Source organism: Enterobacter cloacae complex sp. P16RS2 (assembly GCF_014982155.1).
Lineage (GTDB): Bacteria > Pseudomonadota > Gammaproteobacteria > Enterobacterales > Enterobacteriaceae > Enterobacter > Enterobacter cloacae_M.
This window is the reverse complement of sequence record NZ_JADCKW010000003.1, coordinates 71,836-85,245: the sequence shown is the minus strand read 5'-3', so window position 1 is coordinate 85,245 and position 13,410 is coordinate 71,836. Positions and strand designations below refer to the sequence as shown.

Here is a 13,410-nt window from a genome sequence, read left to right as displayed (position 1 = left end):
TCGCGCCGCACATAAGATGTGCTGTCAGCGATCCGTACGCGCCACGTTTTTCAACGAGTATGTTGACACGTACATTTCCTGCGAGCAGGAAATCGGCTACTCCCCAACGACGGGCGCAACCTTAACATATTTTGAGAATATAAAACAACAACGAAGAGGCATTATTTAAAATGCTTGGTGATAACGATTTTCATTTGTCTTTAAGCGTGAAAATATCGTTAACAAATAGAGCACAAATTAACGAAAGGGATATAGCTTTGGCTATATTTCTTGCGCAAGATAAACACAGAATATAGCCATTGCTATATATTTAACTCATTGAGTTTTAACGAGTAACTTGTATATCTTTTCCAGGTCGTCAATATTCTTCACCCGAATAAGCAGGCGGCGTTGTTCTAATTGCATCACCAGCACACCGTCTTCGGATAAATTCATCTCTTTAATACGGTTATATTCTATCCACACATTGGCGAAGAAAAATCCGCGGGATTTAAAAATGATTTTCGGCGTGCGGATCCAGAACAGATAAACCGCCATTAATGCCAGCGCACATAATAACCATGTGGTTAATATTGCACCATGGCTGGTGACATTATTGTAAATAAGAATAACGATGAGACCCGCGAAGATAAACGCATCCACGCGCCCGCGTCGCAGAAGGGGAAGGGAGAGCAGTGTCTCGGCGTGACGGCGGGGCATGATGAACTCGTCATAGATCGCGTAAGCCAGAAGGGTAGCAATAAATAAAACCAGTACGATGTCCGTGACAGTCATTCATCCTCCAGATAAAAAAAACCGGGGGCAAGCCCCCGGCCTATAGCATTGAAACTTAAAGACCCAGCAGGCCGACAGCGTAGCCCGCGATACCGATGACGAAGAAGCCAACGATGATCCACAGCGGGTTCACTTTCTTACGCAGCAGCCACATGCAGGCGAAGGTCAACAGCAGCGGCACCAGGCCCGGCATCAGCTGGTCCAGAATCGTCTGCACGGTGGTGACGCGGGTCTGACCATCCTGTCCGGTGATGGTCGAGACCACCAGCGGGATGTTCACGTGCGTCCACTTGTTAACCAGCGCCCCCATGACAAACAGACCGAGGATTGACGCCCCCTCAGTCAGTTTTTGCAGGAAGCCGCCGCCCATGTCCTTAACGATGTCCACCCCTTTACGGTAGCCGTAGGCCACACCGTAGTAACGGGTCAGCAGGCGCACGGCGTTGAACAGGATGAAGAACAGCAGCGGGCCAAGCAGGCTGCCGCTCATCGCGATACCGGCACCCAGCGCCGCGAAGACCGGACGCACGGTACCCCAGAAGATTGGGTCACCGACACCGGCCAGCGGGCCCATCAGGCCGACTTTGATACCGTTGATGGCACCGTCGTCAATCTCTGCGCCGTTCGCACGCTGTTCTTCCATCGCCAGCGTTACGCCCAGAACCGGAGCAGCTACATAAGGATGGGTGTTAAAGAATTCCAGGTGACGCTTGATCGCCTGACGGCGCGCTTCGTTGTTTTCCGGGTACAGGCGTTTGATAGCCGGTACCATGGAGAAGCAGAAGCCCAGCGCCTGCATACGTTCGAAGTTCCATGAACCCTGAAACAGGTTAGAACGGATGAACACGCCACGAATATCACCCGGAGTGAGTTTTTTCTCGGTGGTAGTTTTTGTCATATCAACCATTTCGCTCACCTGTTAGTCCAGTTCGTTATCGAGATCGTTGTTACCAGCAGCCTGCGCTGGGGCACCCGCGACGCGGTTGTATTTCGGGCTGAGCTGGATGTAGAGAATCGCCATTACCGCACCAATCACACCCAGTGCAACCAGGTTGAAGTTGGTGAAGGCAGCGGTCACGAAGCCGAGGTAGAAGAACGGCATAAGATAGCCTGCGCGCATCATGTTGATGACCATCGCATAACCGACGACCACGATCATACCGCCCGCGATGTTCAGACCGCCGGTGACCACTTCTGGAATGGCGTTCAGCATGCTCTGAACTTCACTGGTACCAACAGAGATCGCCACGATAACCGCCGGGATCGCGATACGCATCGCCTGCAGGAACAGGGATGAAACGTGGATCCACGACAGTGCCGTGAGGTTGCCGTTTTCGGCCGCCTTATCCGCCGCGTGCTGGAAGGCAACGGTGATAGTACGAACGATGATGGTCAGAACCTGGCCAGCTGCAGCCAGCGGGATCGCCAGCGCGATACCGGCACCAATACTCTGGTGACCAGCAATAACCAGAACGGTCGAAATGATAGAGGCCAGCGCGGCATCGGGCGCAACCGCCGCGCCGATGTTCATCCAGCCCAGGGCGATCATTTCCAGGGTACCACCGATGATGATACCGGTTTTCATGTCACCCAGAACGGCCCCAATCAGCGTACAGGCCACCAGAGGGCGGTGGAACTGAAATTCATCAAGTACGGATTCCATACCCGCAATACATGCGACGACGAACACCAGCACAATCTGAAGAGTGGTAATCTCCATTGCACTTCTCCTATTACATAAACTTTATATGAGAACCGGCACGGGCTTATTTCCCAACTTTGCCGATCAAATCCATCATTTTCAGTTTTTGATCCGTAGAAACCTTACGGGCTTCCAGTTCAATACCGCGCGCATTCAGCTTGTTGAATGCCTCGATATCTTTCGCATCGACTGAAATGGCGTTGTTGACCTGCGTTTTGCCCTGACGGAAGGCCATACCACCAATGTTCACGGAGGTGATTTTCACGCCGCCTTCAACAATGCGCTCAACGTCTGTCGGGTTAGTGAACAGGAGCATCACGCGTTCACCCGCGTATTTCGGGTTGTTGTAAACGCGGATCATCTTGGCGACATCCACGACGTGCGCGGTAACGCCAGGAGGAGCAACCTGAGTCAGAAGGGTTTTACGTACGGTATCAGCGGCCACTTCATCGCTGACCACGATAATGCGTCGAACGTTGGTCTCTTTGGTCCAGCGCGTGGCGACCTGGCCGTGGATTAAGCGGTCATCAATACGCGCCAGGCCGATGACCATGTAATCGTTCGGGCCCATCGGTTTTGCCGGTGCTGCCGCTTTTGGTGCCGCTGCAGGCGCAGGGGCAGGTTTTTCAACCGGCTGCGCCTTCAGGGCTTTTACCCCTTCGCGACCGGTTTCAACGGCCAGCGCCACCAGCTCATCGAACGCCGGATTGTCGTCGCGCGCCATGAAGGTTTCCACCAGCATGGGAATATTAACCCCGGCGACAACTTCATAGTGCTCTTTATCGACGACAATGCGGCTGGCGGCATTGAACGGGCTGCCGCCCCATGTATCAACGAGAAACAGCACGCCTTTGCTGGTATCCAGCTTCGCGAGTTGAGCGTTGTACTTCTCTATCAGCGTCTCGGCGTTTTCACCGGGAACGAAATCGATCCAGCCGACGTTTTCCTGCTCGCCCAACAGCATCTCTGCCGTTTTGAGTAGCTGCTCAGCAGCCCAACCATGTGTGCCTATGACAATAGCAATGGTCACTTGCTACCTCCTTTTATTATCATTAATACGCCTGCCAGGCAGTCGTACTGAGAATCGTATTGGCGAACCGAATCGATTCAGATAAGGGTTAGAGTTCAAAAAACTAAGACTTCCGCGAATTATTTTAGATAGTGAAAAAATAATTTATGTGATGAAGATCCGTAATTTAGCCACGCGTTACAGATTTATCCGTAGAGTAAAGCCGCTGTGTTACAGAACTTTGCAAAGGAACGTAAATCTTTGCTAAAAACACAGTGTCTCTGATATGTTTAGCCTCCGTTTAATCGTTCAGGAGTATAGGGTTACAGCCCACTATATGGACCGTCACCGACGTCAGTCATCAACCAGGCCATTTCGCGCCTTATTCACCGGCGACCCTCGCCACGTATCGACTCTGTTTGCCTCTGTTTTACCCACGTTGAGTGGGGCACCGTTTCGTCATTCCTTTAGCAGGAGCTTGTCATGGAATTCTTAATGGACCCGTCAATCTGGGTGGGATTGCTCACGCTGGTGGTGCTGGAGATTGTTCTCGGCATTGATAACCTGGTGTTTATCGCCATCCTTGCGGACAAACTGCCGCCAAAACAGCGTGATAAAGCGCGTCTGATTGGTCTCTCGCTGGCGCTGGTTATGCGACTGGGGCTGCTCTCCGTCATCTCCTGGATGGTCACGCTGACCAAACCGCTGTTCTCCGTCATGGACTATACCTTCTCCGGGCGTGATTTAATCATGCTGATCGGGGGGATATTCCTGCTTTTCAAAGCGACGACGGAGTTACATGAGCGGCTGGAAAACCGTCAGCACGATGATGGGCACGGTAAAGGCTATGCCAGCTTCTGGGTGGTGGTGCTGCAGATTGTGGTGCTTGATGCGGTATTCTCGCTGGATGCGGTGATCACGGCGGTCGGCATGGTGAATCATCTGCCGGTAATGATGGCGGCGGTCGTTATTGCGATGGCGGTCATGCTGCTGGCCTCGAAGCCGCTGACGCGCTTCGTCAACCAGCATCCGACGGTGGTCGTGCTGTGTCTGAGCTTCCTGCTGATGATTGGTCTGAGCCTGGTGGCGGAAGGTTTTGGCTTCCATATTCCGAAAGGCTACCTGTACGCCGCGATTGGCTTCTCGATTCTGATCGAGCTGTTCAACCAGATTGCGCGCCGTAACTTTATTAAGCAGCAGTCGAATCAGCCGCTGCGCGCCCGTACCGCAGACGCGATTCTGCGGCTGATGGGCGGTCGTCGTCAGGTGAACGTCCAGTCTGATTCCGAAAACCATAACCCGGTTCCGGTCCCGGAAGGGGCGTTTGTGGAACAAGAACGCTACATGATCAACGGCGTGCTCTCCCTGGCCTCCCGTTCGCTGCGCGGCATCATGACGCCGCGCGGGGAAATCAGCTGGGTTGATGCAAACCTGAGCGTCGATGAAATTCGCCAGCAGCTGCTCTCTTCTCCGCACAGCCTGTTCCCGGTGTGCCGCGGTGAGCTGGATGAGATCATCGGCGTGGTGCGGGCAAAAGAGATGCTGGTGGCCCTGGAAGAGGGCGTCAACGTGGAAGCCGTTGCCGCCGCGTCGCCTGCGATTGTCGTGCCGGAAACGCTGGATCCTATCAACCTGCTCGGGGTGCTGCGCCGCGCTCGCGGTAGCTTTGTTATCGTCACCAACGAGTTTGGCGTAGTGCAGGGGCTGGTCACGCCGCTGGACGTGCTGGAAGCGATTGCCGGTGAATTCCCGGATGCCGACGAAACGCCAGAGATCGTTGCCGACGGTGAAGGCTGGCTGGTTAAAGGTACCACCGACCTGCACGCGCTCTCGCACACGCTGGGGCTGGAAAACGTGATCAACGATGAAGAAGACATCGCGACCGTTGCCGGCCTGGTGATCGCCGTTAATGGGCAAATCCCGCGCGTCGGAGATGTGATCGAGCTGGCGCCGCTGCACATTACGATCGTTGAAGCCAACGACTATCGCGTTGATATGGTTCGCATTGTTAAAGAACAATCAGTCCACGACGAAGATGAGTAAGCCAGCTTAGCGCAGCGGCATTAAGGGCACGATGTGCCCATTATGATGCGCTGGCGGGGACGAACTTCCCGCCAGCCACTTCGGAAAATCCCGTAGCGGCATGGGCCGCGCATAGAAAAACCCCTGCAGGACAGGCACGCCATGGCGGCGCAAATAGCGCGCCTGCTCCTCCGTCTCGACCCCTTCAGCCACCAGTTCAATATTCAGCCGCTGTCCCAGCGCAATAATCATATCCGTCACCGTCGAGTTCACGGCGTCGGTGCCGATGGCGGTGGTAAACGACTGGTCGATTTTCAGCACGTCCGGGTGAAGCTTTTCAAGCCAGGAGAGGGAGCTGTTCCCGGTACCAAAATCGTCGATGGCCAGCTTCACCCCTTTGCGATGCAGTTCGCGCACGATGCGATAATCCGCATCCAGCAGCGCATCTCGTTCCGTGAGTTCAATCACCAGCTGCTGGCGCGGACAGGCGCTGAACCAGAGGCGGTTCAGGTCCTGTATCAACACCGCGTGACGGAAATGGCTGGCGGCGACGTTAATAGCGATGTGAAAACCGGCGCTGGAAGGGAAGTAGCCTATCTGGCGCACCGTTTCGGCGATGACGTAGCGGGTCAGGGGGACAATCTGGTTATGTTCTTCTGCCAGAGGGATAAACACCTCCGGGGTGATCCAACCCTGACGGGGGTTATTCCAGCGCAGCAGGATCTCCACGCCGGTGCACGCCTGGGTACGGGCATTCACCAGCGGCTGGCAGAAAAGCTCAAATTCCCGCGCCGCAATGCCCATATCGATCTCCCACGTAAAGCTCATCCGGTTTGCCGTTGCCAGCCAGGCGAGATAGCCCAGCAGCAGGCTGAGCATGAGTCCCAGCGGCAGCTGGGCTGGCAGGCTTTTTAAGGCTAATTCTCCAGGGCCTGGCCCGCTGACCGTAATGGTGAAAGGGTTTCGGGTTGACGATTGCCGGAAAAGAGAGCCCTCCTCATCAAACGTCAGGCTGTCGCTGACGCGTTGTCCATAGCGCAGAAAGCGATCGCCTACGGTTAGCGCCACGTCATTGATGAGCGGGCGCTGGGGCTCGAGGATCATTTTGGCAATCAGATCGATATTGATGATTTCGATAACGCCAGCTTCACCGTCCTGAGAGACGGGATACCACTGGATCAATATCGGGCTACCCTTAAGCAGCCACTGGTCGCTCGATAAAATTAGCTTCGCCGTGCTGGCGGGTAATTCTTTCAGGAAGTCGCGAACGGGCACATTGCGGCTCCCGAAAATACTCGAGCAGTACAGGATTCCGTCGTTAATCAGGGCGATGGAGCGTACCGTCTGCAAAATGGCGGCCTGCTTTCGCAGCGCCAGGTGCGCCTGCGGGCAGGGCTGCCCAACCAGGGGCTGCAGCACGCTGCGGCGGTTCTCTAAAGAAAGCAGGACGTTATCAAGGGCGCGAACGGTGTGGCTTGTAAAATCGAGGATCCGCTGTTGGTTAACATTGCGCTGTGAAATAAAGCGAATGCCTAACGTCAGGATGAGCGTGAGGAGCGCAACCGTCACACAGACGATAACGCGTTTTCGGCGATAGTTTTTAATGATCGTTTGTGCAGTTTGCATGAACGGTCGCCTGATAAGCCACCAGCCACAAAAGCCGGACGCAACAGTAAAAGTGTAGTGGGGAAAGCAGAAGGAGACGAGAAAGAAGAGGGAAATTCGCCCATCCGTTGCAGATGGGCGAAAGGCAGTATTAGTCGCACTGCACCTTAATGGCCAGGCCACCGCGGGACGTCTCGCGGTATTTCGCGTTCATGTCCTTGCCGGTTTCGTACATGGTTTCAATCACCTTATCCAGCGATACGCGAGGTTCGCTGGTACGGCGCATCGCCATCCGTGAGGCGTTGATGGCTTTCACCGAGGCAATCGCGTTACGCTCGATGCACGGCACCTGAACCTGGCCCGCGACCGGGTCACAGGTCAGACCGAGGTTATGTTCCATACCGATTTCCGCCGCCACGCAGACCTGCTCAGGACTTGCGCCCAGCAGCTCTGCCAGACCCGCTGCCGCCATGGAGCAGGCAACGCCCACTTCACCCTGACAGCCCACTTCCGCACCGGAGATGGAGGCATTCATTTTGTACAGCGCACCGATGGCACCAGCCGCAAGGAAATAGCGGATGTAGATGTCCGGCGTCACGGGCTCAATAAAGTGATCGTAATACGCCAGCACTGCCGGAACGATACCGCACGCACCGTTGGTTGGCGCCGTCACGACGCGACCACCGGCGGCGTTCTCTTCGTTAACCGCCAGGGCAAACATGTTTACCCAGTCAACCACGTTCATCGGGTCGTTGGAGAACTTGTCCGTGGTCACCAGCATACGGCGCAGGGCAGAGGCACGACGCGGTACGCGCAGTGGACCCGGCAGAACGCCTTCGGTGTTCATCCCACGGTCGATACAGGCGCGCATGGTTTGCCAGACGTTCGCAAAATAGTCTTCAATCTCTTTTTTGCTGTGCAGGGCCAGTTCGTTCTGCATCACCATGCCGGACAGTGAAAGACCGGTCTCTTTGCAGTAGCCCAGCATCTCGGTAGCCGATTTGAACGGGTACGGTACGCTGACGTCGCCGACGCTGTCTTTGCCAAAATGCTCTTCATCCACGATGAAGCCACCGCCGATGGAGTAATACGTTTTGCTGTAAATCTCTTTTTCACCGCTGTAAGCGTGAATGGTCATGCCGTTTTCATGCAGCGGCAGGTTGTCGCTACGGAAACGCATGCCGTCATCCTGCGGGAAATCGACTTCCTGCTGGCCGTTTGCCAGCAGCAGGCGGCCGCGTGTTTCCACGTCGCGGATGAATGCCGGGATGGCATCAATATCTACGGTATCCGGCATATTGCCTGCCAGACCCATAATAATGGCGATATCGGTGTGGTGGCCTTTACCCGTTAATGACAGCGAGCCGTAAACATCCACGGCGACACGGGTAACGCTTTCCAGTAATCCTTTTTCGACCAGATCATCGACGAACTGTTTACCGGCCTTCATCGGGCCAACAGTATGGGAAGACGAAGGGCCAATTCCCACTTTGAACATGTCGAATATACTAATCACTTTCACACTCCTGACAGGGTTACCGGGGTTCCAGTAACGATGTTATAACTGCGCATAGTGTAAGAGGGAACACCGACCTCGGCTTAACTATTCACATGAATTAAACTAATGGTTAACGATGGGTTTTGCTAATAGCGCGACGCGGATCGCAAACCTGCGAAAAAGGATGGAATGTAAAGTATAGTCAAGGTTTCAGGCCGATTTGCAGCGCCAGTTCGCGAATGATGCCCGCCGTCATGCCCCAGACAAAATAATGCTGATACCAGGACAACCAGACCCGATGGTCATGCCCCCGTCGATGGATATCGAGCGGATGATAGCGGCTGAGCCGGAGTGCCTCTTCGAGCGGCATTTCAAACACCGCTGAAACTTCATCGACGCTGGCGTGATACTGCAGGCCAGGCGGGATAATGCCGACCACCGGCGTGACCTGAAAACCGGTAACGCTGTCGACGGGCGGCAGCACGCCGATGACCTCAACGGCCTCTGGCGGAATGGCAACCTCTTCCTGCGCTTCCCGCAGCGCGGCGGCAATCAGCGAGGCGTCGGAGCTGTCCACTGCGCCACCCGGAAAGGCGACCTGACCCGCGTGCTTACGTAAATGGGGAGAACGCTGGGTGAGCAGCAGGCCCGGCTGCGCGCGACGCACGACCGGGATCAGCACGGCCGCCTGATGCTGGTTCAGCGCTTCGCGGTTGACCTGCGGTCTTAATAGCTGAAAGCGAGATAAGAAATCGTCCAGCGTCAGGTTCTCTTTTTCCACCCGTGATTACTCCAGTTGTTTCAGGATACGGTTAACTTTATCAAAGGTTTCCTGATATTCCGCATCGACCTGGCTATCGGCAACAATGCCGCCCCCGGCCGAGCAGTAAAGGTTTCCGTCGCAGGCCGTCAGCGTGCGAATGGTAATGCTGGTATCCATGGTGCCGCACAGGCTGATATAGCCGATGCTGCCGCACCAGGCATTGCGGCGGTGCGGCTCCAGTTCATCGATGATTTCCATGGCGCGAATTTTAGGCGCGCCGGTGATGGAGCCGCCCGGAAACGCGGCACGGAGCAGATCGCAGGCGGTGCGAGAGGCGGGTAGACGCGCGGTAATGGTACTGACCAGGTGATGCACCGCCGGGAAAGGCTCGACGACAAACAGTTCCGGCACGCGCACGCTGCCCGGTTCGGCGACGCGGCCAATGTCGTTACGCATCAGATCGACAATCATCAGGTTCTCGGCGCGGTCTTTCGGAGAGGCGGCGAGCTTTTCCGCCTGCTGGCGATCGGCGTCGGGATCGGCAAGACGCGGCAGGGTGCCTTTAATCGGACGGGTTTGAATCGTGCCCTCGGCCAGATGGATAAAGCGCTCGGGTGACAGGCTGAGTATGGCCCCCCGTTCCAGACGGACAAACGCGCTAAACGGCGCCTTGTTGCTGGCGTTAAGACGGGTAAACGCCTGCCACTCATCTCCCCGGTATGTCGCCTGGAAGCGCTGGGCAAGGTTAACCTGATAGCAGTCACCGCTTTGCAGATACGCCTGAACGCGCGCGAATTTTTTGGCGTACTCCGCTGCGCTCATATTTGAGCGCCAGCCTGAGGTCAAGGTAAACGTCTGTGCCGGTGCAGGCTGTTGCGCCTCAAGCCAGGCCAGACGCGCCTGCACGTCATGATGGCTCAGCAGGGAAACCGTTTTTTTCAGGTGATCGACTATTAACGCCCAGTCATACAGCCCCACGGCCATGTCTGGCAGGGAAATATCAGCCTGCGCATGCTCCGGCAGCGTTTCGAAACGGCGACCCAGATCGTAACCAAACAGGCCCAGCGCGCCCCCCTGAAAAGGGAGGTCCAGGTTTGGTGCGGCAGATAAGCCCAGCGCGTTAATGGCCTGCTGCAGCAGCTTCAGGGGATCGTCCGTTAACGACAGGTCATCGGTTGTCAGCGTCTTTAGCGGATCGGCCACCAGAATGTCGAAGCGGCTATAGGGATGGTCCGCATGGCCGGAATGCAAAAGCATCGCAAACGGAAGATGGCTCAGGCGGGCAAACCAGAATTCAGCGGCGTCTGCACGCCAGGGCAAGGTAATAACAGTGGGGAAGCGCATGTTCATGTGTGGCATACTACCGGGCAGCGTGAAATAATTAGCGCGAATAATTTAGCAGGAGTTGACGATGTTTGCAGGTTTACCTTCTCTGAGCCATGAACAGCAGCAGAAAGCGGTTGAGCGAATTCAGGAACTGATGTCCCAGGGGATGAGCAGCGGACAGGCGATTACCGTTGTCGCAGAGGAGATTCGCGCCAGTCATTCCGGCGAGCGGATCGTGGCGCGTTTCGAAGATGAAGATGAAGATCCAGAAGAGTAATCGGGCCTACACCGCCGCGATAATCTTAATCTCTACCTTATATTCCGGCTTCATCAGCGTGGCCTGTACGGTACAGCGTACAGGCGCGTGACCCGCCACTACCCATGCATCCCAGGCTTTGTTCATCGCCGCGAAATCCTCTTTGTTTGCCAGGAAAATCGTCGCATCCAGAATGCGGGATTTGTCGCTGCCCTGTTTTTCCAGCACCGCGTCAATCTGCGCCAGGGTGTTAGACGTCTGCTCGAACGCATCCGCGTCCAGGTTAGCCGGTACGCCGGTGTAGTAGAGCGTCTGGTTATGGATCACCACATCAGACCAGCGGGCTTCGGCATCAATGCGCACAATTGTCATAAACGTTTCCTCGTTATTTTTCGTCGTCAGGCGGCAAGACTGCCATATTGTTCTCGTGTCGTCACTATTTGGGGTGGCACAGGAGAGGATGGGCTGACATAATCCCTGTGCAAAAATACAGTGAGAGAGCACCGTGGCAGACGATTTTTCCCCTGAAGGTCAATTAGCGCAGGCTATTCCCGGCTTCAAGCCCCGTGAGCCTCAGCGCCAGATGGCGCACGCCGTTGCACGCGCCATCGATAAGGCTCAGCCGCTGGTGGTCGAAGCCGGAACCGGCACGGGTAAAACGTATGCTTACCTTGCTCCGGCGCTGCGCGCGAAGAAGAAGGTGATTATTTCCACCGGATCGAAGGCGCTGCAGGATCAGCTCTACAGCCGCGATTTGCCCACGGTGGCGAAAGCGCTGAAATACAAGGGGCGTCTGGCCCTGCTGAAGGGGCGCTCTAACTATCTCTGCCTGGAACGTCTTGAGCAGCAGGCGCTGGCGGGCGGCGACCTGCCGGTGCAAACCCTCAGCGACGTTATTATCCTTCGCGCCTGGGCGAACCAGACCGAAGAGGGTGATATCAGCACCTGCGCGAGCGTGCCGGAAGACTCGCCTGCCTGGCCGCTGGTGACCAGCACCAACGACAACTGCCTCGGCAGCGACTGCCCGCTGTATAAAGAATGCTTTGTGGTGAAAGCGCGCAAAACGGCGATGGACGCGGATGTGGTGGTGGTGAACCACCATCTGTTTCTCGCGGATATGGTCGTGAAGGACAGCGGTTTTGGCGAGCTGATCCCGGAGGCGGACGTGATGATCTTCGACGAAGCCCACCAGCTTCCGGACATCGCCAGCCAGTACTTCGGCCAGTCGCTTTCCAGCCGCCAGCTGCAGGATCTGGCGAAAGATTTCACCATCGCTTACCGGACCGAACTCAAAGATACCCAGCAGCTGCAGAAGTGCGCCGACCGTCTGGCCCAAAGCGCGCAGGATTTCCGCTTGCAGCTCGGCGAGCCGGGCTATCGCGGTAACCTGCGTGAGCTGCTGGCGGACAAAAACATCCAGCGCGCGCTGCTGCTGCTCGATGATGCCCTCGAACTCTGCTACGACGTGGCAAAACTGTCTCTCGGCCGTTCCGCGCTGCTGGACGCGGCCTTCGAACGCGCCACGCTGTATCGCGGGCGGCTCAAACGGCTGAAAGAGATTAACCAGCCGGGGTTCAGCTACTGGTATGAGTGCACCTCGCGGCACTTCACGCTGGCGCTCACGCCGCTGACGGTGGCGGATAAATTTAAAGAGGTGATGGCGCAAAAACCGGGAAGCTGGATCTTCACCTCGGCAACCCTGTCGGTGAATGACGATCTGCATCACTTCACGGAACGTCTTGGTATTGAGGAGGCGGAATCCCTGCTCCTGCCGAGCCCGTTCGATTACGAAAAACAGGCGCTGCTCTGCGTTCCCCGTAATCTGCCGCTGCCGAACCAGCCGGGCGCGGCGCGCCACCTGGCCGCGATGTTAAAACCGATGATCGAGGCCAATAACGGCCGCTGCTTTATGCTCTGCACCTCTCACGCCATGATGCGTGACCTCGCCGAGCAGTTCCGCGCCACCATGACCTTACCGGTGCTGCTGCAGGGGGAAACCAGCAAAGGCCAGCTGTTACAGCAGTTTGTCAGCGCCGGAAATGCCCTGCTGGTAGCTACCAGCAGCTTCTGGGAAGGGGTGGACGTGCGCGGCGATACGCTCTCGCTGGTGATCATTGATAAGCTGCCGTTTACCTCCCCGGACGATCCGCTGCTGAAGGCGCGCATGGAAGACTGCCGTTTGCGCGGGGGCGATCCTTTCGATGAGGTACAGCTGCCGGACGCGGTGATAACCCTCAAGCAGGGGGTGGGGCGATTGATCCGCGACGTTACCGATCGCGGAGTGCTGGTCATTTGCGATAACCGGCTGGTGATGCGCCCTTACGGCGCCACCTTCCTTGCCAGCCTGCCGCCCGCGCCGCGGACGCGGGACATAAAACGCGCGGTGCGCTTCCTGGCAAACCCAACGGCGGAGTAATTTACCCGGGAGTATGCTAAGATGCGCGCCATTTTGTGA

The 13,410-nt window shown here is 56.3% G+C and carries 12 protein-coding genes; 3 read left to right on the top strand and 9 right to left on the bottom strand.

Annotation, left to right across the window (positions count from 1 at the left end; genetic code table 11):
- Window positions 1-315 precede the first annotated feature (315 nt).
- From INF68_RS01025 to manX, 4 genes are read right to left on the bottom strand one after another with little or no spacing between them, the layout of a single operon-like run.
- On the bottom strand, window positions 316-774 hold the full coding sequence (locus tag INF68_RS01025; RefSeq protein WP_126786398.1) for a DUF986 family protein: 459 nt from the start codon (window positions 772-774) through the stop codon (window positions 316-318).
- Window positions 775-829: 55 nt separating this feature from the next.
- Window positions 830-1,681, bottom strand: coding sequence for a PTS mannose transporter subunit IID (locus INF68_RS01020; protein WP_006810994.1), 852 nt, complete (start codon window positions 1,679-1,681; stop codon window positions 830-832).
- A gap of 12 nt (window positions 1,682-1,693) precedes the next feature.
- A complete protein-coding gene (gene manY / locus INF68_RS01015; protein ID WP_008500490.1) occupies window positions 1,694-2,494 on the bottom strand; it encodes a PTS mannose transporter subunit IIC in 801 nt (266 codons plus the stop codon).
- A gap of 46 nt (window positions 2,495-2,540) precedes the next feature.
- Complete coding sequence (gene manX / locus INF68_RS01010; RefSeq protein WP_032658500.1) at window positions 2,541-3,506, bottom strand: PTS mannose transporter subunit IIAB; 966 nt, start codon at window positions 3,504-3,506, stop codon at window positions 2,541-2,543.
- A 462-nt stretch (window positions 3,507-3,968) separates the two neighbouring features.
- On the opposite strand from manX, the gene yoaE reads away from it, so the two are divergent.
- Window positions 3,969-5,528 carry a CNNM family cation transport protein YoaE gene (gene yoaE, locus INF68_RS01005; protein ID WP_109845092.1) on the top strand — a complete coding sequence of 520 codons (1,560 nt, stop codon included), beginning with the start codon at window positions 3,969-3,971 and terminating at the stop codon, window positions 5,526-5,528.
- A 6-nt stretch (window positions 5,529-5,534) separates the two neighbouring features.
- Here the strand turns inward: yoaE and INF68_RS01000 are convergent, their stop codons facing one another.
- From INF68_RS01000 to pabB, 4 genes are all read right to left on the bottom strand, one after another.
- Window positions 5,535-7,133, bottom strand: a complete 1,599-nt coding sequence (locus tag INF68_RS01000) for a cyclic diguanylate phosphodiesterase (protein ID WP_126786397.1) — start codon at window positions 7,131-7,133, stop codon at window positions 5,535-5,537.
- Window positions 7,134-7,263: 130 nt separating this feature from the next.
- Complete coding sequence (gene sdaA, locus INF68_RS00995) at window positions 7,264-8,628, bottom strand: L-serine ammonia-lyase (RefSeq protein WP_023312197.1); 1,365 nt, start codon at window positions 8,626-8,628, stop codon at window positions 7,264-7,266.
- A 184-nt stretch (window positions 8,629-8,812) separates the two neighbouring features.
- Window positions 8,813-9,391, bottom strand: a complete 579-nt coding sequence (locus INF68_RS00990; protein ID WP_126786396.1) for a CoA pyrophosphatase — start codon at window positions 9,389-9,391, stop codon at window positions 8,813-8,815.
- A 6-nt stretch (window positions 9,392-9,397) separates the two neighbouring features.
- Window positions 9,398-10,723: an aminodeoxychorismate synthase component 1 gene (pabB, locus tag INF68_RS00985; RefSeq protein ID WP_126786395.1), complete on the bottom strand. Its 1,326-nt coding sequence runs from the start codon at window positions 10,721-10,723 to the stop codon at window positions 9,398-9,400.
- Window positions 10,724-10,784: 61 nt separating this feature from the next.
- Between pabB and INF68_RS00980 the strand changes: the two genes are divergently transcribed.
- On the top strand, window positions 10,785-10,976 hold the full coding sequence (locus INF68_RS00980) for a YoaH family protein (RefSeq protein ID WP_033145823.1): 192 nt from the start codon (window positions 10,785-10,787) through the stop codon (window positions 10,974-10,976).
- A gap of 6 nt (window positions 10,977-10,982) precedes the next feature.
- Here INF68_RS00980 and INF68_RS00975 read toward each other — a convergent pair whose 3' ends face one another.
- Window positions 10,983-11,327, bottom strand: coding sequence for a RidA family protein (locus INF68_RS00975; RefSeq protein WP_109845087.1), 345 nt, complete (start codon window positions 11,325-11,327; stop codon window positions 10,983-10,985).
- A gap of 133 nt (window positions 11,328-11,460) precedes the next feature.
- On the opposite strand from INF68_RS00975, the gene INF68_RS00970 reads away from it, so the two are divergent.
- Window positions 11,461-13,371, top strand: coding sequence for an ATP-dependent DNA helicase (locus INF68_RS00970; RefSeq protein ID WP_126786394.1), 1,911 nt, complete (start codon window positions 11,461-11,463; stop codon window positions 13,369-13,371).
- Window positions 13,372-13,410: the final 39 nt, after the last annotated feature.

Bases quoted from the DNA above. Each gene is read 5' to 3' on its own strand.
- INF68_RS01025 (WP_126786398.1), bottom strand. From the start codon at position 774: ATGACTGTCACGGACATCGTACTGGTTTTATTTATTGCTACCCTTCTG.
- INF68_RS01020 (WP_006810994.1), bottom strand. From the start codon at position 1,681: ATGGTTGATATGACAAAAACTACCACCGAGAAAAAACTCACTCCGGGT.
- manY (WP_008500490.1), bottom strand. From the start codon at position 2,494: ATGGAGATTACCACTCTTCAGATTGTGCTGGTGTTCGTCGTCGCATGT.
- yoaE (WP_109845092.1), top strand. From the start codon at position 3,969: ATGGAATTCTTAATGGACCCGTCAATCTGGGTGGGATTGCTCACGCTG.
- INF68_RS01000 (WP_126786397.1), bottom strand. From the start codon at position 7,133: ATGCAAACTGCACAAACGATCATTAAAAACTATCGCCGAAAACGCGTT.
- pabB (WP_126786395.1), bottom strand. From the start codon at position 10,723: ATGAACATGCGCTTCCCCACTGTTATTACCTTGCCCTGGCGTGCAGAC.
- INF68_RS00980 (WP_033145823.1), top strand. From the start codon at position 10,785: ATGTTTGCAGGTTTACCTTCTCTGAGCCATGAACAGCAGCAGAAAGCG.
- INF68_RS00975 (WP_109845087.1), bottom strand. From the start codon at position 11,327: ATGACAATTGTGCGCATTGATGCCGAAGCCCGCTGGTCTGATGTGGTG.